Annotated in this window: 19 protein-coding genes; 7 read left to right on the top strand and 12 right to left on the bottom strand. The window is 32.9% G+C overall.

Annotated elements, in window-relative coordinates:
- Positions 1–1,159: 1,159 nt before the first annotated feature.
- On the bottom strand, positions 1,160–1,432 hold the full coding sequence (locus tag AAGU22_RS08470) for a hypothetical protein (protein WP_458718689.1): 273 nt from the start codon (positions 1,430–1,432) through the stop codon (positions 1,160–1,162).
- 194 nt (positions 1,433–1,626) lie between these two features.
- On the opposite strand from AAGU22_RS08470, the gene AAGU22_RS08465 reads away from it, so the two are divergent.
- Complete coding sequence (locus AAGU22_RS08465; RefSeq protein WP_458718688.1) at positions 1,627–2,562, top strand: hypothetical protein; 936 nt, start codon at positions 1,627–1,629, stop codon at positions 2,560–2,562.
- A 751-nt stretch (positions 2,563–3,313) separates the two neighbouring features.
- On the opposite strand, the gene AAGU22_RS08460 is transcribed toward AAGU22_RS08465, so the two are convergent.
- Entirely contained in the window at positions 3,314–5,743 is a 2,430-nt protein-coding gene (locus tag AAGU22_RS08460) for a sialidase family protein (RefSeq protein WP_458718687.1), read from the bottom strand.
- Between the two features lie 582 nt (positions 5,744–6,325).
- Positions 6,326–6,586 (bottom strand): hypothetical protein, encoded by a 261-nt coding sequence (locus AAGU22_RS08455; protein WP_458718686.1) that lies wholly within the window; start codon positions 6,584–6,586, stop codon positions 6,326–6,328.
- 293 nt (positions 6,587–6,879) lie between these two features.
- Between AAGU22_RS08455 and AAGU22_RS08450 the strand changes: the two genes are divergently transcribed.
- A complete protein-coding gene (locus AAGU22_RS08450; protein WP_458718685.1) occupies positions 6,880–7,032 on the top strand; it encodes a hypothetical protein in 153 nt (50 codons plus the stop codon).
- Between the two features lie 355 nt (positions 7,033–7,387).
- On the opposite strand, the gene AAGU22_RS08445 is transcribed toward AAGU22_RS08450, so the two are convergent.
- On the bottom strand, positions 7,388–7,618 hold the full coding sequence (locus AAGU22_RS08445) for a hypothetical protein (RefSeq protein ID WP_458718684.1): 231 nt from the start codon (positions 7,616–7,618) through the stop codon (positions 7,388–7,390).
- A 992-nt stretch (positions 7,619–8,610) separates the two neighbouring features.
- Between AAGU22_RS08445 and AAGU22_RS08440 the strand changes: the two genes are divergently transcribed.
- Entirely contained in the window at positions 8,611–9,291 is a 681-nt protein-coding gene (locus AAGU22_RS08440; protein WP_458718683.1) for a type 1 glutamine amidotransferase domain-containing protein, read from the top strand.
- 709 nt (positions 9,292–10,000) lie between these two features.
- On the opposite strand, the gene AAGU22_RS08435 is transcribed toward AAGU22_RS08440, so the two are convergent.
- The 4 genes from AAGU22_RS08435 to AAGU22_RS08420 form a co-directional block, all read right to left on the bottom strand.
- The gene (locus AAGU22_RS08435; RefSeq protein ID WP_458718682.1) at positions 10,001–10,285 is read right to left on the bottom strand and encodes a hypothetical protein; all 285 of its coding nucleotides are present in this window, start codon (positions 10,283–10,285) and stop codon (positions 10,001–10,003) included.
- A gap of 76 nt (positions 10,286–10,361) precedes the next feature.
- Positions 10,362–10,781: a hypothetical protein gene (locus AAGU22_RS08430; RefSeq protein ID WP_458718681.1), complete on the bottom strand. Its 420-nt coding sequence runs from the start codon at positions 10,779–10,781 to the stop codon at positions 10,362–10,364.
- A gap of 344 nt (positions 10,782–11,125) precedes the next feature.
- Entirely contained in the window at positions 11,126–11,479 is a 354-nt protein-coding gene (locus AAGU22_RS08425) for a hypothetical protein (protein ID WP_458718680.1), read from the bottom strand.
- Positions 11,480–11,666: 187 nt separating this feature from the next.
- Positions 11,667–12,371: a DUF1264 domain-containing protein gene (locus tag AAGU22_RS08420; protein ID WP_458718679.1), complete on the bottom strand. Its 705-nt coding sequence runs from the start codon at positions 12,369–12,371 to the stop codon at positions 11,667–11,669.
- 96 nt (positions 12,372–12,467) lie between these two features.
- Here AAGU22_RS08420 and AAGU22_RS08415 point away from each other — a divergent pair, with 96 nt between their 5' ends.
- Positions 12,468–12,599 carry a hypothetical protein gene (locus AAGU22_RS08415; protein ID WP_458718678.1) on the top strand — a complete coding sequence of 44 codons (132 nt, stop codon included), beginning with the start codon at positions 12,468–12,470 and terminating at the stop codon, positions 12,597–12,599.
- Positions 12,600–12,677: 78 nt separating this feature from the next.
- Here AAGU22_RS08415 and AAGU22_RS08410 read toward each other — a convergent pair whose 3' ends face one another.
- The 3 genes from AAGU22_RS08410 to AAGU22_RS08400 form a co-directional block, all read right to left on the bottom strand.
- Positions 12,678–13,007 (bottom strand): hypothetical protein, encoded by a 330-nt coding sequence (locus AAGU22_RS08410; RefSeq protein ID WP_458718677.1) that lies wholly within the window; start codon positions 13,005–13,007, stop codon positions 12,678–12,680.
- 1,149 nt (positions 13,008–14,156) lie between these two features.
- Positions 14,157–15,077, bottom strand: coding sequence for a transcription initiation factor IIB (locus tag AAGU22_RS08405; protein ID WP_458718676.1), 921 nt, complete (start codon positions 15,075–15,077; stop codon positions 14,157–14,159).
- 572 nt (positions 15,078–15,649) lie between these two features.
- Positions 15,650–16,078, bottom strand: coding sequence for a hypothetical protein (locus tag AAGU22_RS08400; protein ID WP_458718675.1), 429 nt, complete (start codon positions 16,076–16,078; stop codon positions 15,650–15,652).
- 244 nt (positions 16,079–16,322) lie between these two features.
- Here AAGU22_RS08400 and AAGU22_RS08395 point away from each other — a divergent pair, with 244 nt between their 5' ends.
- Both AAGU22_RS08395 and AAGU22_RS08390 read left to right on the top strand, forming a co-directional pair.
- Positions 16,323–17,228, top strand: a complete 906-nt coding sequence (locus AAGU22_RS08395; protein WP_458718674.1) for a hypothetical protein — start codon at positions 16,323–16,325, stop codon at positions 17,226–17,228.
- A gap of 817 nt (positions 17,229–18,045) precedes the next feature.
- The gene (locus tag AAGU22_RS08390) at positions 18,046–18,357 is read left to right on the top strand and encodes a CorA family divalent cation transporter (protein ID WP_458718673.1); all 312 of its coding nucleotides are present in this window, start codon (positions 18,046–18,048) and stop codon (positions 18,355–18,357) included.
- A 516-nt stretch (positions 18,358–18,873) separates the two neighbouring features.
- On the opposite strand, the gene AAGU22_RS08385 is transcribed toward AAGU22_RS08390, so the two are convergent.
- A complete protein-coding gene (locus AAGU22_RS08385) occupies positions 18,874–19,371 on the bottom strand; it encodes a hypothetical protein (RefSeq protein WP_458718672.1) in 498 nt (165 codons plus the stop codon).
- Between the two features lie 294 nt (positions 19,372–19,665).
- On the opposite strand from AAGU22_RS08385, the gene AAGU22_RS08380 reads away from it, so the two are divergent.
- Positions 19,666–20,325, top strand: coding sequence for a YsnF/AvaK domain-containing protein (locus AAGU22_RS08380; RefSeq protein ID WP_458718671.1), 660 nt, complete (start codon positions 19,666–19,668; stop codon positions 20,323–20,325).
- Positions 20,326–20,400: the final 75 nt, after the last annotated feature.

Below are 20,400 nucleotides of genomic sequence, written 5' to 3'. Positions count from 1 at the left end.
ATTCATAGGTCGAAATGTTTAGTAAACGATGTATACTTAATGTCATTTTCTCTGATATTTAGGAACTTGTAAATCAAAACAAGATAATAAAATTCTGATATGTTCGATAGTCTTCATTTGTGTGATGGAAATACTCATCGCTGGACAGTTTTGCGATTTAGGTTTATATACAAAATTCTCAAGATAGAAATGATAAAACAGGATAAATTTCGATGGAATAATACTATAATGGATTAAATCAATAATTTTCTTCAAAGAGGAAATAAAATGATAGTTAATATTCAGGTAGTGAAGGATTTTGACGCTATGGTCAGGGGAGTAAATTATAGTCTTTTATGAGGCAGATGCTGACTTCACATTTTAATTTTTATAATTGCATATGACTTTCACAATAATAGTACTTTTCAAAAATAGAAATAAAATGACTAAATCAAGATGTAATTGTCACTCAACCTTTATTCTTTATGAACAAAACTATTAAAATTATAATTGTTTTCATGGGAACTGTTTTTTCTCTTTTCATGATATTTTTTGGATCGGCATATGTCTATTCCGCCGTGATTGTAACTAATGATCATGGGAATGATTTGTTCAATTTTATAACTTAAGGTTTTAGGTATCTAGCAATAGCGTCTACCGTTCTCTTCCTATCAATAAAATTATATCTTCACAGATAAAATTCGTAAGATATTTTCTAAAATATTAAGAAAAGATGACCTTAATTTGTCTACATTATGGCAGGGACATCCCACATGATATAAAAATCAAGGTAATTAATTCCTCCTTCGTAAATAATTTAAGATCGACAAACGTATTATTTTATACTTTTATAAAAGAATGTAGGCTTTGGCGCAAGCCAATAAAGGTCTTGAGATAGCATAACAGATCTCAATACCAAGACCCAGTACCTACAAACAGTAAATAGTATCTCCATCCACAATACCCCCAGTAAATGGTAATACTTTTATAAAAGATTGTAGGCTTTGGCGCAAGCCAATAAAGGTCTTGAGATAGCATAACAGATCTCAATACCAAGACCCAGTACCTACAAACAGTAAATTGTGTCTAGAATAAAGAAAAGGGATCAATATATTTTTAAATCAAAATTACCATATGTTAAATTTATTCGTATACAAAATTAAAAAAATAAATACTCGATCTAGTATTGACTGTTTGTTTTCATAGTTGTAGTTGTGGAATTTGAATTACCTGGCCCGCTTGTGGTCGTGGTGGCGGTAGCGGTAGACTGAGAGCCATTATCATTTCCAGAGGGAGAATTGCTGCTACTATTGGCGGCCTTATTTATCGAGTCAAATGTGTTCTCAATATTATTATTTACTGCGTTATTTATGGAATCAGTCAGACTTTGACCGTATGCAACTTGCAAAATAGGTAATAAAAATAGAGGGAATAAGATTAAAACAAATTTCATGATACTTTATACTTATCATACATTAAATAGATTAGTTTTGAAATATTGGTCTTATCTTTCAATATGATTTGCTTTTACCGATATTATTAGATTTATCATAAGAAATAAAATCATATATAACATACGCACAATAAAATATTATGTCTAAGGAATATAGAATTTAGTTTATATAATTTGCATGATTATTTGAAGTGATGAATAATATCTTTAGTGTTAATAAAACAATAGTTACATCAACAGTTCTAGCGATGACGTTCATACTTCTTGTGGGTCCAACCTTGATGACCATGAACGTATTTGCTCAAGGCAATAAGGCTAATCAAGGTATTGGCCAATCTCAAGCCTCAACTCAATTAGGTGTTTGTGTATCTGGCGACGGTACTCTTATTTCGTGCAACAATCTAAATGCTCAAAACCAAGTTAATAGTGGAAATAACGCATTAGCACAAAGCGGTAGCGGCGGTAAAGGTGGCAATCAAGCCAACCAGGGTATAGGCCAATCACAATCCTCCAACCAAAATGCATTATGTGTTTCTGGAACGGGAACCTTTGTTTCATGCAACAATCTAAATGCTCAAAACCAAGTAAATAGCGGAAACAATGCAGCAGCACAACAAGGAGGTAGTGGCGGAAAAGGAAAAGGTGGTAATACCGTTAATCAAGGTATTGGCCAATCACAATCCTCTAACCAAGGTAGCGGCGTTGTATCAGGTGGTAATACTGCTGGCTCAGGTAATAACCTAAACTCACAGAGTCAAACAAACACTGGAAACAATGCAGCAGCACAACAAGGAGGTAGTGGCGGAAAAGGTGGTAATACCGTTAATCAAGGTATTGGCCAATCACAATCCTCTAACCAAGGTAGCGGCGTTGTATCAGGTGGTAATACTGCTGGCTCAGGAAACAATGTAAATGACCAGAGTCAAACAAACACTGGAAACAATGCAGCAGCACAACAAGGAGGTAGTGGCGGAAAAGGTGGTAATACCGTTAATCAAGGTATTGGCCAATCACAATCCTCTAACCAAGGTAGCGGCGTTGTATCAGGTGGTAATACTGCTGGCTCAGGAAACAATGTAAATGACCAGAGTCAAACAAACACTGGAAACAATGCAGCAGCACAACAATAACTTATTTCTTTTTGAAAGATCAACGACGTTTCTTTTATTACTATATTATCTCCTGTGATCATGCTTTTACCCGTTCATTTTTGCATTTCTATTTGTAATAATTGGTTAAATTACAAATTCGCTAAAACTTTAAATGTTGCATTAAATCATTGGATTATAGAATCTCTTTTAAAGAACCGATATCAGCATTAGCCCCCTTGGGCCCATTAACTACATGGGCTCATATACTAGAGTCCGCACCACTACTGAACTACATAATTAAGAGGGCGTAAACTATATTTCATAAAATGGATTCATAAATAAATTAAAGAACCAATCTTGTCCTAAGGCATTAATTCTGGTTACAACCACTTTAACTCAAGATTACTTGTCGAATTAAAAAAATAAAGCCACGTAGAAAGTTACTCATTAACGTGTGCGTATTGTCTTAATGCAGTTTTCATATCTTTTCTAAATTTTCTTACAATGATGTTACCATTTTTTAGTACTTATTCGTTCCAGTTGAGAAAATTTCTTGTTGATAATATTCGTCTAAAAGTTTTATAAATTGTTCTCAAATATCATGATTATTTTTTTCCATCTGGTCTCCATCAGCTCTTGAAATATTCACAAATAAATTGAGGAGGTATAGGTTTATGAAATACTCTTCAGGGATTTGATGCGGAAAGTTGAAGGTCAGGCACTGTTGTAGAATCTACTAGATGTCATTTGTAATAAATGTATTCGTTAGTGTCTAAAACCTTCTTTTAATTTAATTGATATATTTTAACAAGATGCTATCAAAAAATCTATTAAATCTATCATTATTTAATAAGTCGTCGGAGGGATAAATCCCCAATTGTATGACTTTACCTTCTTTATAATTGTGCTCATATGCGGCAATTCTAAAGTCATGGAAATCTTTTGGATTTATAGTCGGAAGAGTTACATTGTAATCAAGTAAAACTTTGACTTTTGGATTAGTGATAAATTGTTCCTCATGTTTTAGATAGCCAAAGGGATTATTTCCAAAAATGATTCCAGAGGACTGATTGGCATAATTGCTGCCAACCCATTCGGATGTTTCATTTATCCACCTCTCTGCAATAATACTTTTTGTGGCTGATTTGCCGTCAAAATCCCAAGAATGTCCCTTAACCAAAACTACCGTATTATCTTTAGGATTATAGTTTACCTCTGCATACAATATATTACTATATGGAAGAATTAGTATGCCCCCATTTGCTACGAATTGTCTCAGGTAATCATACTCTTTTTGGGTTACATATTCTTGATGTCCTAAAATTATTACATCGTATTTGTTAGATGTAATTGTATTGTCATTAAAAATATTTCTATTATGGACATCAAGATCGGATATGATCGTAACATTTGCACTTGGCATTAAATTAGAAATATGATTTTGGAGATAAAGTTCCGTATAATCAGGTATTGAATCTTTGTCAATTTTGCTTTCTAGTAAATTGATGTATTTTGTAGTAGTTTGATAGAACGAGAAATTGTTGTAAAGATTGTAGAAGATATAAAAGGAATTATCGTAAGCAGCGTTTGTAAATGTCGGATCGACAAGTGCAATACGGATGCCATGGGTAGTATTTAGGGAGGTAGAGTTATTTGGATATTCGATATCAATATTGCTCAAAGGAAAATAATTATCTAAATTGTAGGTGAGAGTCGTATTCATTTTAGTGACCACATTTTTGTTATTCACTTCGTTTTTTCCATCATCTATATTTGCATAATCAATGTTTGTGAGATATATTTCGTCATTTATGTCTGAATCCCCATTCCATATGATAAATGCTTCATTACCTAGATCGGAAAATACCACCTGTGGATTTAAGTAATACGTATTATTTTCCATTAATGATGTCTCAATTTCTGTGAAATTATTCAATGGATTGATATTTTTTTTAATAATGATAGAGGATGTATAATTTGAATCTTCATTTGTCCAAGCTATAAGAGCACTGTTATTTAATATATCAAAAGATGGGTTAAAGGAGTTGTTACTATCATTGCTTACGTTTATCTTATAGTTACATTCGTTTATATCTTTAATATTTATGACACAAAAATATATGTCGCTATATCTATTTTGGCTTCTTTCTTCCCAGAGGATGTATAATTTATCGTCTTTGATCTTAATCATTGGATTAACCGACCATCCTGTGTAATTGTTTAAACTTATTGTGTCTTGAAATGTTTGCCCTGAATTATTACTATATTTAAACATAGTATCTGTAAGTATAGGAAAATCATCTTTTACAATAGTACCATTGGTCCATAAAACATATACGTTGTTTCCTGAGGATGCTAATTGCGCATTAAAAGAAATCTTTGCATTATTCGTTAAATTCACTACATTGCCAAATGAGTTTCCCCGGTCAATGCTTTTTGCAAATGAAACATCTCTTGTCTCATTTTCCGTACCTTTATTATAAATGGTTATCCAAATTGCATATATGTTATTACCTTTGGTAGCGATTTTTGGAAAAAATGCAAATGGATTATTTTCACTTAAACTGAGGGCTTTTCCAAACGTGTTGCCTCCATCATCACTCTTTCTTAATACTATGCCTTCAGATGAGTCATGCCATATTATATATACATGAAGGGAATTGCCACCGTTCTCTACTGAATTGCCTTTTGAAACCAATATCTGAGGTGTACCAGATAATCCTGTATTATTACCCAAGTTCATAGTTTTTTCAAATGTCTTTCCACCATCAATACTTCTTTTAAAAAAAATTTGACCATTGTTATCTGGAGACTGTTCCCATATCACAAAAACATAATTATTGATTACTGCAATCTGATGGTCATATGCTCCCCCGGGAATATTACCCAAGTTCATAGTTTTTTCAAATGTCTTTCCACCGTCAATACTTCTTTTAAAATGAACATCTCTGTATCCCGATGAGTCGTCTAACCATATGACAGAAATATTCTTCCCAGCTACAGCAAACTTTGCTAACTCAGAATGGCCATTGTTTGAACTGATATTAATCAGATAATTGATCTGGCTTTCATTTCTATCATTAGCCCCATAATTGGATTTGTTGAATATTAGACCTGATTCAAAAGTATTAGTTTTGTTACCATTGTTAAATATTGCTGTATTTAGTTCAAATGCAAATAATGAATTAGTAAATTCGAACTGAACGTAAATGCTATACATAAAAAACAAAAGAACAATGCTAAGTAGAATTAAAGAAATATTCATTTTTCTAGTTAACTATTTTTTTAGAAACTTTACAAAAGAATGCTAGTTGTACTTGTCTATTCGCTATATTATTATCAATCTTTTTTAAATTTTGCAAATCATTGTATAATTCCCCCAAGGTTACTTAAATATTTATAAATTATTGAGGACAACAAGAAGCAGAACAGGATCTAAGCATAACAATTTCGTGGTCCAGTTTCACAATTTAACTTTCATAGACAACCACTCCATCCGATATCTGATTAGTGGGATTGGGATCATCGTATTCTTTTTGTTTTATTTTTATAAAATTATCCAAGCGAGACTGCTAGTTAAAATAAGGCCGTTATTGCAGGATAGAACTTCAAAAAACTATATAGGTATGAATGCCTCCTGATCACACCCACGACCTACTCCTGAGCCTATCCCTGAACCAAATCTAGCGCCTGAGCCCGTATCAGTAATCATATCTATATTTTTATTGTCGTTCTAACAAACAGAACTTAGTATTATTATTTGATTTAGTATACTAAAATAATATTTGAAATAAATAAAGAATTAGTCTGATTTACTTGTCATATCGTCTAATTGGTCTAATAAGCTACTAACAATATCTAACTCAGATGTTGCCTCAATTAGTTTTCCATCATTTAGTGCATTTCTTGCATCGTTTACATGTTGTTGTACCTCATCTAAGCATATTGGGGGACAATATGATGCAGTAGCCGGTGTGCTAGAAAAAGCATTTGTTACCATGCTACCGCTCGATAAAACAACAGTGGAAATTATGGCTAAAAAGATTAATGAATTTTTATTCATTGAAATTATATTACATTAGCAAATTTATACCTTGATTAGGAATCTATAATTATAATGCTTGAGTAAATTTTTAAGTGAAATTTATTGAAAAGGTCGATCATATATTTTATACTTCACAAACCTTTCCATTAAAAACCCTAAATCAATAACCATGCAAAATATGACTATATCTTCCTAAAAAAGTAAAAGTTAGCACTATTTTGCTATTTTAGCACTAGTTTATATATTAAATTGCCACTGCTAATGATATGAATAAAAAATTAATAACCATGGGTTAGATATCTGGCACAGTAATGTTAACAAGTATAAATATTATATTACCTGAACTATCGGTAGGTATAGCAAGCATGATGACGGGAGGTACATCGATTGTATTCGCGTTGCAAGTTTTGAAGGAATCCACAAGAAGAAAAATAGCCAAAGTGATCTTAGAAGATCTTAGATAAATGTATTCCAACCAATAGTAGATCTTGCATCAAATCTAACATCAAGAACATTATTAACTTATTTTAGAGGTAGGCTATATTGTAAAAAAAATAAATACTAATTAATAGCATTTAATTATTATCCTTCGGTAGAAAGTGTTATTAATATAGAGATATACAAAATCATTCTCTTATTCTATATCTTTGTTTCCTAAACCTCATAAACTAAGTTTTGGGTATCTCTATGTGGTCAGGCAGCTGCGTTGCAAGTTTTAAGAAATATTGAGAAATTTTATCTTTATCACAATATTACTATTTTTTACAATTTTCCGAAAAATGTTCTATTACTAAGGATATAATCTTGCCTTGACCAGTATTATTGTGTGCCAGTTATTGAATTATTACTTGTATTGATGCTTGGCATGGAACTTATTGAGAAACCACCCGGGTATTCGTATGAGAAATTTTTGAACCCAAGATAATCCGGTGTCAAATTACTAAACATCTTATGAATTTCTTCAGAAATATTTTGACGGGCATACACAGTGCCAAGGCTATCTGATAAGATAGATAAAATCAATATTAGTAAAATTACATGACCTATCATCAACAATAGATGGTCAATATAGGTTAATACATAGCTATGAATTCGCAATGAATATCAGGTTAAGGAAATGATTTGAAAAGACCATATTAGAGATATCATGTTAGGTATTATGCTGCTTATGCGACACCCAATGTTCTAGTAACTCTAAAGAAATCCAGTTCAACGAACAGATTCTATCAGCTGTCTCAATAGATGTCAATCAAATATTGGTAAAAAGTTTAATCCATTTATTTCAGAGGCACTAGCCACTGATCTCTTACTATAGAGGAAATTCGTAAACTCATTGCACTTACTGATCGCCGTATCAAACCTTAGGTTTTTTGATTTTGTCTTCAGCGATTCGTTTAGGTGCACTAGATTATCTCAAGTGGAAAGATGTTATTCTCTATACAATAATGGTGATCTAACTAAAGCTATCGCAGCAAAACAGATAGTATATTCAGGAGAACCCGAACAATATTATCCTTTCACTACGCCAGAAGCATATTCATGTTTATTAAATTGGATGAACTATCGGAAATCTCATGGAAAAATATAATCGAGTACTCGTGGGTTCTGAGAAACATGTGGAAAACACGAAATTTTTGATATAGTGAACCTAAACAAAAATGGCCTCTAATCCAATAAAGTTCAATAGCACAGATGTAAAAAGTTTTTTGTCACATGCATGGTATATTCAAGGTATTTAGGCGGAATTGAAGAATGGTCAGAAGAGACATGATTTTAAACTTGCATACGGATTTCAAAATTTTTTTGAAACTCAAACTCAAAGAGTGATTAATCATAATAATTTGAAAACATTGATGGGTGATTCTGCATCCATGGGTATATCGATATGGGAGAGATAAATCCAACGGTCATGATAAAACGCGACTACGAAAAAATATCTGGGAACTATCGATCCCAGATTATAAAGATCATATACTAAATCGGATAAAATGGAAACCGCCTTCTTCTGTGAGCGTTTTATAGTATGTCAAACATTTAAAGACATGAAAAAAGTTCTTTTCGTTTTACCTTCTCATGATCAACTAGGTAATACCGGACAAAAAACCGGATACTGGCTTGAAGAATTTGCCAGTCCTTATTATGAATTTGTAGATAATGAATATGAAGTTACAATCGCATCCCCAAAGGGTGGAAAACCGCCCGTTGATCCAAAAAGTATGCTGAAAGAAAATCAAACCGAATATACTCATCGACTTCAAAACGACAAATCAGCCATGCAAAAGTTGGAAGATACACTTATCCTAAATCAGGTCTCAACTAGTGATTATGACACATTGTTTTTACCTGGCGGTCATGGACCAATGTGGGATTTATCCCAAGACAAAGATTTAAAAAAAATCGTGGAAGATTTTTACAACAACAAGAAAGTCATTTCCGCTGTTTGTCATGGACCCGCAGGTTTATTGCAAGCAGTAGATAAAAACGGAGATTCTATATTAAAAAACAAAAGAGTAACTGGATTCACTAACAGTGAAGAAGAAACAGTTAAACTCGATAAGACTGTTCCCTTTTCATTAGAAGACCGACTAAAAGAATTGGGCGGCAATTTTGAGAAAACTGATAATTTTAAACCATTTGTTGTAAGTGACGGACAAATTATAACAGGACAAAATCCAGCGTCATCATTTCTAGCAGCGAAAAAGGTAGTAGAAGTTTTGAGGTAGAAAAGTCAGGACAATACTAGTAAATATATTTCCCGATGATATCTATATGAAATCTCACTGACGATTAGCAAATATTCATTGAAAATTTTTGAATTTCAAGCTTTCTCTTGGATGTGGCTGTGTTTGAACGTGTTCATAACAATAATAGAATGAGCACTCGGTACATCTGCGAGCGACTTTTGAATACAATACAGCCGATGACAAGATATTGATTTATTATTAGATCTATATGATGTCATTATGAGTCAGATTTGATATATGGTTTAATATATCATCACAGGTACTTTTCTTCATATCAAACTTATAAAATCAATTGGAATAGATATAAATATTATCTCTAATTTTAATCCATTCGTAGTTTCAAAATAGATTATTAGTATTTTTCGTTATACTATTTTATCAAAAAAGTAAAGTTAATTGTAAATATGGTTATTGCATTATAATGGATAAGGTCATGATGTGCAATGGATATTTCCAACACACAAAGTCATGGATAAGAAACAACCATTCTTTAGGATATGATTCATTAGGGATTCCACTAGAATACAGAATACAGTCGGTCATACTTCAAAGCAACAAACATAGTTTTTGGCTTCTAACAGGGAGGTAATATAAGATTAGAAACCCTACATTCTTTCCTGTTCATATATTAAAAACCATGTTGTAAAGTAATTGTTCCTTCATTATGCTGCTTATTCTTTTAAACTTTTTACGAACTACCAGTATCCTGTGCCATGTTGGTAGATTTGGAGTTTGATTGTGATTCTTCTGATATATTTCCCAGTGTGTTACTCGGTGAATTTTCAGCCCCGACTGTGGTGTTATCTCTTGTTAAGGTCAAATTTTGGTTATCAAGAGAATCAGTAAAAGATAAATGTTTATTATCTGATGATTTGTTATCAAGAAAAACTCCAAGGCCACTGCTAGCAAACACTTGCATTGAAAAGCCTGCTGTAGTTGTCACTATCATAGCCAAGACTAGAATTTTAAGCATGATGTATTTGGTACATCAAATATTAAATAGTTCAATATTTTTAGCCGCATTCTAGGGCATTAGATGTAGGTCCTTGTCACGCTTTACCGCCTTGTGGACCATAGGTTTTATCATGTTCATCCCTTTCTAATTGTGGCCCTATAGATGCTCTTCCACCTCCAGCTCTAGAGCCTCTTATAAATTCAATATCCTCCAAATTACTTAGGTAAGAAAGAGTTTTGAAGTTAACCCTATGTTCTACAGCGGCATGGCCACCATATTTTTCATCTTGATGAAATGCGGGCACAACACCCAAGTCGCGCAAGATCGATTCCCTAAAATTATTTTCATTAAAGCCATCTATCAATTTTATTTGAAGATTGTAACCAGGATATTCATCTTCTTTTAGGTCATCCAGCAATTCAATGATCAATTTCTTGTCTACTTTAGGCAGACAACTTGCCATTGTCTCTTCAAATTCTCGAAATCTACTTACTATATTATCTGTACAATCCATATAATGGAACATAATAATAATAGTTTAAATAATAATGACATTTTCAAAGACGTTGCATAGTAAATCCGAAGCGAAAAAAATTTTTGGAATAGACCATCTTGACTTCATATTAATTAGGTATTTCATTTCAAATCCTCGTTCCATTTTAGATTGCCATAACTTATTTAGAATATAGTTCTAGAAAACTAAGCCTGATTTAAGATTGAAATGTTAACCTCATTTAGAGGCACAGAAATGACTTTGTTTTCTTCCCTTGCATCGAGGTCCAGGTGGTCATGAAGTTTGTTGTAAATCATTGCTGATAAATTGGAGTTACGTACAACTTCAACACTTTTCTGAAATAGCTAAATGGTTAAAGTCCCATTATTTGTAGCTATTTTATCGGCACCGGGTATTTCCGACCATATTGCAGGATCTATTATATTAATAATATTTAGCATCCCTATGAATATCATGAATAATATTATTGATAAGAAACCTATCTTAGAGAATAATATTCCCCTGTTGTCATTATCATTTAGATAATTGAAGCAAGCAAATGAGAATATAATTACAATTGCAACTGCAATGGTTACAAACATAGAACGATTAGGAAATTCAGCTGGAGAAAATGATGAAATTGTAAGTAAAATAAGAAATCCACCAATGATTGTGGCATTGATCATCAGTAAATCTTTTGGATTCATATTCATATTCATATGTCCTCTACAGAGTCTTGTACTATACTAGCCCGAAAACTCGAGATATATTTAATTCCATTTAGTACAATAATAAAATGATAGATCAATTATTTAACTAAAAGGCTCACTTGTATGACAGTCTAACTTCAGAATAGAATTTGACGAACTCAAACCTTGATTATTATCTTTAATTCTATGCAGAAGGTCAGTAGTCTAATGTTTGATTAAAGCTACCAACATATTTCTCAGTATTATTGCTGACTGTTTGATTCACCATAAAAGGATGTTGTACTTGTTGTATTTGAGGCGGGAATGCAGGCAATATATCCATAGGATTCCAATTCAGTATGACCTTTCCATATGACTCTGATAATTTCACCAACCATTCCTTTTGTTGTTGATCATTTAGCAATGGGAATTTTGGATTTGCTCTGTCTGGAGAGAATTCTTCCTTATGATAATGCCAGTTTGGTTTTTCTCTGTCTGGTAATGCTTGATATGTTTTAGAGTCTATCATATATTCTACTCCTATCAACGTTGCATTTGGAGAACTGCTATCATATAGTTGACATACCATCATTATTTTGTCATTAGGTTTACAAAAATGATATACTCTAAGAGTCGGTTCATCAAATACGTGTCGAACCGCATTTAACGGACCTGTTGGTGGACCGCCATAACCATCAACTGGTTTTGTAGCATTAGCAGAAGTAGCATTAGCTTGATTAGCATTCATAGGAGTAGCAGTATTAGTAGTATTGTGAGATTGTCCTTGTGCTTGAACAGTATTGTACTCTTCTATTGATAAAGCGACAACATAGATCCCACTGAATAAAAGTATTGATAATGTAATCGACATTATTTTATTTTTTGATTGTGGTGCATTAGACCACAATATAGAATTATTCATCCAATATATGCTATTTAATATAGGTTAAATAGATAAGGTGGAAAGAATCCAGTAAATATCAAAGTCTAAAATAGTATTTAACGGTGATAATGAAACATGATAAAAGGGAAGAGGCAAACAACAACAACAAGCTCATCATGCGGGTATATGGATTACCTGTTTACCTCAATCTCACAATGGAATCACGCTGCCTGTATTGCAATATACAATGTATACGATGGTTTATAACAATAATAAAGTGAGATAGAGAAACTTTAAGCTATTATTGTTGATACTGATTTGATATCAGGCACTAATTCCGCTAGTTCACCCGTTTGCGTCATCTTGGTATTGAGAGGTTTGATCTTCCAAGATCTCTCTATGTTCGTTAAAAAAATGTACAAGCAAATTTTTAGCGAAATCATCAAGATTCAATTTATCGTCTTGAAAAGAGACTAAGCCGTGTCCTATAATCCAATTCATATCCTCTTTAAAACGTTCAAAACTCAGCATAGGTTCATTCAGTCTTGAGTCATCCAGTATCTTCTGGTATAGTTCCTCCATCGTCCAAAGTGCTTTTTTAGCATCGTACAAACTTTGTAACTGTCCGCATAAAACAAGCATTTCTCTAGTTGGTGTATTGTCCTCAAGACTCATCAAAATATTTTTGTACCATACTTTAAATATTTCCTGTTTTTGAATATCAATTTAGCAAATTTTTGCAACCACTTCTGATTGTATGGTACATCCTGAGAGAGGAACAGGACAAATAAACAGGGCATCTGAAAAAGACTCACTTTATCTAACTGGGAAACAATTAATTTAGTCAATTAAAAGAAGTCAAGTTAATTATAATGGACTCTTTTCGGCTGGGTTTTCTTTGCCTCTGATTAAATTAGGAGTCAAATTATTTAAAGAAGAAATTCAACTATACATAATTCGAGAGGGTTTTAAATGATGCTAACTAGAATATAATATTCAAACGTTTGAATAGATAACTGTAATATGCGATAACCTTCATATTATTCATGCATCGCGTATTACTTTTATCTTAAAAGCAGTATTATATTTCAGGTTTGTAGGAGAATTTCGACTAGCCCTGCAATTGTTAAAACACCGGCAAAAGTCTACAGACCCAAAGTTCGTAAGAAACATAAATAAAGACTTGCCTTTTCCATATGTATATAGCAAAATCAACTATGATCCCAAGACATCAAGCTAATTTTCATTTCTTTTGTTTGTTCCTTTTTAAGGAAAATGGGCCTTATTAAATTTTAATATATTAGACCATTCAACCAGTGAATAAAGATTTAGTAACAGAAGTCAAGACATACAAAGCATATTAATTATATGATTGTAAGTTGTATGTTGCCTAGTAGAAATTTATTTAGTATTTTTACGAGATCATCAACCTTGTCAGAGCTGCCCTTCTAGAGGGCGGCGGAAAACAATCCATGAAATTAAATAGTGAGACTAAAAATTGAATGTATGGTAAGGATTTGTTGGCAGAATAGCAATTGCGTTTTGACAACCATCATTATAAACCCGACATAAACATAATAATTACAAAAATGATAGGACCCCGTATTGGATGTGCTGATTAGAGAGTTAAATGAAAAGTACCATCGATGAATAATCTTTATGACCTGTTTGTTCTTATTACAATTTTGAGGGATCGTCAATTATCGTACAACTTATCGATTAAACATTGTATGTTAATTAATTTCATTGTCGTCTAAAATAGGTCATGTTTTACTGTATCTATAGATTGTTAGCTTTCTAAACTTTACTAATATAACGACTTTATTAATTTAAGAAAGGTGTATTCATAATAACGGTTCTTACCTCTAACAACCTTTTTCGTAAAGTCATGATATTAATATTTGCAGCAGTAGCAATCTTTGCTTGAGAAATTTTTTGTTTATGTTTCCTGCACATGATGTAAAGGATGGCTGCAGCCAAAGAGAGTGAATTCTTACCCGATAATATGCTTTCATTTTGTATAGCTATTAGCATATCAATGGACTCTCTTACTGTTCTCTCATGAATATTAGCCACGTCAGCAATTTTCCGAATAAAAATAGAGGGCTTGAATTGGACGGGAGTTATTTTTAGTTCTCTTGTAATGAGCCTATAACACTTGCCAGCAAAGATCTCATTTGCTTCTACTATTTGTGAAATCTCTGTCAACGTTCGTGGAATACTCGAATTTCTACATACTACATAAACACATGCAACTATCAATTCCTTGATTGACCTTCCTTTTATCAGTCCCTTTGTAAGAGCCTTTTTGTAATACAAAAGTGCGTCCTCTATGCATACTGAGGTCAAGGACAACTTGTCTTTTAACCTGTTCAACAGATCTAAGACTATATTTAGATTTCTATTCTTGTTTGAACAACTTACTATTTTAGTAAGGAATTCAATCTTATTGTGTTGCCTTTTGTTAGAAAATCTCTTTGAGCTTTTAGTATTATAGTCTGCAATAGCAGTTGACATTCCATGGACATTTAGAGTTAGGGACCGTGGATATCCAGTATTAGTATCACTTGTATAATTATAGAAGTCTATATTTAATTCCGTATCATATAGTTTGTCCTGGACAACCATACCACAGAGATTACAGATCTTTTCACCATTCTCATAATCATAAATAACAGAGTGTTGATGTGTTGGAATCTGAGGTTGTGAATCTTTTACATTCTTGGCAACCAAAATATTAGACAATGTCTACCTTTAAGCAATATTCTATAACAAGTGGTTGTTTACAAATTTTATATTTATTTCTTAACTATTACAAAAGGATACAAATAGACACAGGTGCTATTCTAAAGGTCATTGTCTTTTTTGGTACAAGAGTCTACCAATTAGCATCCTCAGATCCTACGTAGCCAAGTATGACATTGTCCAATCTCCATACGACATGGGGCTTGTATCACCCTATTGGGCGGCGCCATAACTCGCACCTGAAGAAGAGGTCTATTTCATTATCTACCTAACAGCAATCATTCTATATCTAATGATATTATCATGGTATTTATAGCAGGTATCGATTTATTTAATTAATTTACGGATAATAATTTACATAAAAGCAGATTATAATAAAATACAAATGTCAGGAAGAGAGATTGTATTTTCTATAATAACCCCAGCCTCCTGTCATTTTATTAACGGATTCACCAAGTGTCTAACTGTCCTTTACTTTTATTTTTGGGGTGGTGATTGTTATTGTTGACTTTATGATCCTCCTCCGGTATGATCCCACTCGATTGTTGCAACTGCTAAGGGGATATTCATGATCAGGATTTTGTCACATTGTCCATACCGATAGTAGTTTGATTAAACGGTACTGTTGTTTTGTTTGCAATAGTAGTAGTGGCGGGGCCCGTGGCCTGTACTACCGTTTTATTTTCTATATTAGACAAGTTTCCAGTTTGAGCTGTTATTGTCTGATTTCCAAGTGGTTGAAGTTGAGATTGGTCGATGGGGTTAGTCGTTTGATTAACCGTTACTGTTGTTTGTTCTGCAGGAATAGTAGTTTGATTAGCAATTGTAGTTTGAGGGTTATCAGTGATTGTTGCCATTGTATCATTTTGAGAATTTGGTGTCGAAGTTTGATTTTGATTTTGAGCATTAACATTATTTATGGAATTCATACTAATTACAGGAACTATTGCCAGTCCGACTGCTATTAGAAAAATCATAAACATGTTTGAAAGATTTTTCATTACTATATTATAAGCAAGATGGTTCATATAGTACCACAATTAGGATTGCTATTACTTTAGAGTCCGACCTAATGTAGCATACTCTGATTGTACTTAAGAGACCGGGCTTTTCATGAATGTAGAGCAGAATCTATAAAAGTAGTGACTAACAACAGTCATTTTCCTTATGAATCAAGATAAATCTAATTTTTGATGGATGTTAAAAAATTATGAGCCTTATATAGTTATATAAACCAAATTAAATATGTCAAATATAGATTTTGCAGAATTAATCGTATCAAAAAAAGGGGTAATTTTATTAGATCGTCAAATTGTAGGAAACATAATTGGTGAAAGAGATGACTATATTATAGTAGAAAAAGATAAAGTAAGTGAAAATGTTTACACAATACCGAAATCCAAGATTGAAGGCTATGACGGCACGCAATTAATGTTGAAAAGTACTGAATCCGAACTTAAAATGTTTGAACAAAAAAGGGAGAACCACGGCGAATCAGTTCTAGACAATATCTCCGATAAGATAGGTGATGTCAAAGACAAGGTAGTAGATACTACTAAAGATGTCAAAGACAAGGTAGTAGATACTACTAAAGATGTCAAAGACAAGGTAGTAGATACTACTAAAGATGTCAAAGACAAGGTAGTAGATACTACTAAAGATGTCACGGATAAGACAAAAGATACAATAGCTTCATCTTCTGTTGGACATGTACAGTCTTCTGGTGGAGATAGAATATACGAAGAAGGCGGACCTGGTACAGATACAAGTAGGGATGATAATCCTTTAGAAGAGTATAGAGATAAAGAACCTATGACTCCTGCTAAAATTAACACCGGTGAGCCAACAGCAGTCAAAAGAGACCCCCATGATCAGAAAATTACTTCAGGCGGACAAACTGGAACAGATACGCCAGAAGCACAAGAGGAGTATCGTAAGAGGGGAATGACAAAGGTAGGTTCAGATAATCATACATACGAAGGTTCATCAGTCAATCAAAGTAGACCGAGTAGTTTCGAAGTAGATAGTGGAAGAAATTCAGACGAAAGTTCAACAAATGTAAAGGCAACCTTTTCCTGTGAAACGTGTGGACAAACATTTGACTCAAGACAAGTTTTAAAGGAACACACTAGTATCAATCACTATAAGTAAATACTAAACACATTGTTATAGCCTATAGGAAGACTCTTCCATAGCGTTAGTAGGAGTAGGAGTATATTGCCTATCCGAGGCGAATAAAGAATGTTAGTCTTGTTTTAATAATGAATCGTTAATGTGAAATTGAGTTACTATTCAATGATATCGACAATAACTTTTGGCGACACTTTACCTCTAAAAACAGAAAGGAATTAAGCAAAGACCATCAGTTATGAACTTACTCCAACCTAATCATAGACAGCATTGGTATCCAGCCAGATCACATTTTCATGTTTTTGATTCTAAAAAGGAAGAATAAGTATTTGAGTGGGGACATTAGACATGCTGGGCACCAACAGTCTTCTATCAATGTAAAATGCTTGTGACAAATTAACAAATGTCATGGAGATGTTATCTCGTTTCTTTTTCATGAAATCGTTTTTCCTTGTTTATCAGTCATAGGGTTCTTATGGAGTTAAATTAAATAAATAACTACATTTTTACAATAATCTTAGACACGGGATACAAAACTCTTCATTTAAGTATAGAGTAATATACATTTTGGTAGGAAAGGATTGCTTAATAACTATCCATTCCTCCAATATTGATTTGATAAGTTCAGTAAAACGTATTTTTGAACAGAAAAACAAGAATTTAAAACAATCGCATATGGATGCTCTTTATCATACCATAATCAACGAGATTATCGTAAAAGTTAGAACAACTCTTAACTTCCATAGAACTCACTAATGCAGATTTTGAACAAAGGTCTCTATATAAAAGCCTTCAAAAGACATGTTCAGGTATTTAGATACAATGCCAAAGCAAATTTATGTTAAGGAGGCACTTTTGCTATACGAGAGATATAATGAATTTCCTTATACATCCTCAAACAGATAAAGAAGATGGAATTAAATATTTACGCTTGGCCCATGATGATATAAATCAGCTAATTGAACTAGTAGAATCGTATCGAGATACAATAAATTCAACACGAGGTATGTATATGGCAAATGTTTCTCTACAGTTAAATGATCCTATGAGAATTTTGACGATTTTTAGTGTAATATTATCGCCCCTGACATTGATGGCAGGTATTTATGGAATGAGTGGATTGGATCTATCACATCTAAGTAACTTCTAGGCTAGCTTTGTCACAGTGATTTTAACTATGGGTGTTATTGCCCTGCAGTTACTGCTATTCTATAATCAAAAAAATGGATATTTATTAAATAAAGGGAAGAGCGAGTATTTTGATAATTACTCCATCCCTTTTCCTGTAATTTCAAATCAATAGAGACCACCATCCCTCGTTCCAAGATATGTATAATCCTGTAGATCCTCTATTACATCACCATCCCTAAGCCATTAAAAAGTTCTTTTTTCTTTTTCACTTATAAAATTGTCTTCAACGCATACTAGCATGTCATGTTGATCCATGCTGAAATTTTAACAAAGTACCTTGGTTCCATTGGTAAAGAGAAGGGTAAATGAACTTTGTTGATTAGGTCTAGGATCAAATCTATGTATTTTTAATCGCATATTTCTAATCTTACCTTCTTTGTTTAATTGTTCTACTGACTTCAAGGCAAAGACAAAATCACTCTCTATCAAATATGAAAGATGAATTTTAAAAATGACGACCTAAGCAATGATTTCATTATGAGACGGCCGATTTGGCCATATCGATACATTGAGTAAGATGTCTTTGTTCTTCTTTTAGGATAGATTTGACTGTTGATAACGCCTTTTTATTATCAAAGTTCCCACAAATAGCTTGTAATACTTCATAATGAGAAACTTCTCCGCCTTCAGCTAAACACAGGAATTCTAATGCTTCTGGTGTATCGGGCTCTTCACCAAGATACGTTTTCATAATTTTAGTTGCTTTCTCCTCTGTTTCTTTGGCACTTTCCTCTACTTTGCGAATGTCCAATTTTACATCCTTGTCTTCAGAAAAAATGGTAACTACTTCTTGAATTTTTTCTTCATGAGTACTTGCCTCTCCCTGGATTTCTTCTGCTTCAGACTTAGAACCAGATTTTAGTAATTTCATCGATATTAGTTCGGTCACTGCTTTTTGAGCTGCTCGTTCTAAACCTAGAACTTCACCTAACTTCTTTTGCAGATTTTCTATGTTTTCTTTTTTGTTTGGCACTGAAATCCTATATGTATAAAAATTTAAATAAGTCAGTAATAGAGATAGTTGTGCCAGAAGATGTTTATATCCCAGGCTGACATGCTAGACCCGAAACCTTAATTCATGGTACAATGTTGTTTTAAGAAAAAATTAAAATGTCGAAAATCAAATAACGAAAATGACAATACAAGATATCAACAACGTTTATCGAAATTTGCCTTTAAAAGCCAATCATGATTTGTTAGTTCGATCTATTACCATTAGGAGTACCCTTTTATCCGTCTATTTATACTATGTTATATAAAAATTCTTATGAGTTCTAATATTGACTGGAATGATGTCATAAAAAAAGAAGCTAGAGGATTAAATGATGAAGATTTTGGTGAAGTTCAAGAAGTTTCAAACGGTTATGTTTTTGTACAAAAAGGTATTATTGATAAAGAGAAGTTTTTCATACCTCAAGACAAGGTTGAAAGTTATGATGGTGAAGTTCTCCGATTTGGTATTTCTTATGATGAAGCTTTAAGCACATATCAAGGAGAATCTTATCCGGCTTCTTACTCCCAATCATCTCAATCCAAGGCTGATCAAGGATCAAGTATTTTAGAAAGTGAGGAGACGACTATACCTTTAACTGAGGAAAAATTAGACGTAGCCAAAAGAGTTGAAGAAAGTCAAACACATATTACAAAAGAACCTGTAACAGAAACAAAAACTATTGAAGTCCCAGTAACGCATGAAGAAGTTTCAATTGAAAGAAGACAACCAACTGGAGATACGTCGACAGCACAAGAACCAATTACTTCAACAGAAAATATACAAATACCATTAAAGAGTGAAGAAGTAGAAGTTTCAAAAACTCCCTATGTAAAAGAGGAAGTAGTGGTAAAGAAAAAACCCGTAACAGAAACCAGAAAATTTACAGAAGAAGTTACGTCTGAAAAGGTTAATGTTTCTGACAGTAATGTATAAAGAAAGAAATCTTTAACCTCTTTTACTTAGCTTTTACATTTATCATATAAGCAGATAATAAAAAATGTCAAAAAG

The sequence above is a fragment of the Candidatus Nitrosocosmicus sp. R genome (genome assembly GCF_054408505.1).
This window is presented reverse-complemented; position numbering and strand designations above follow the sequence as displayed.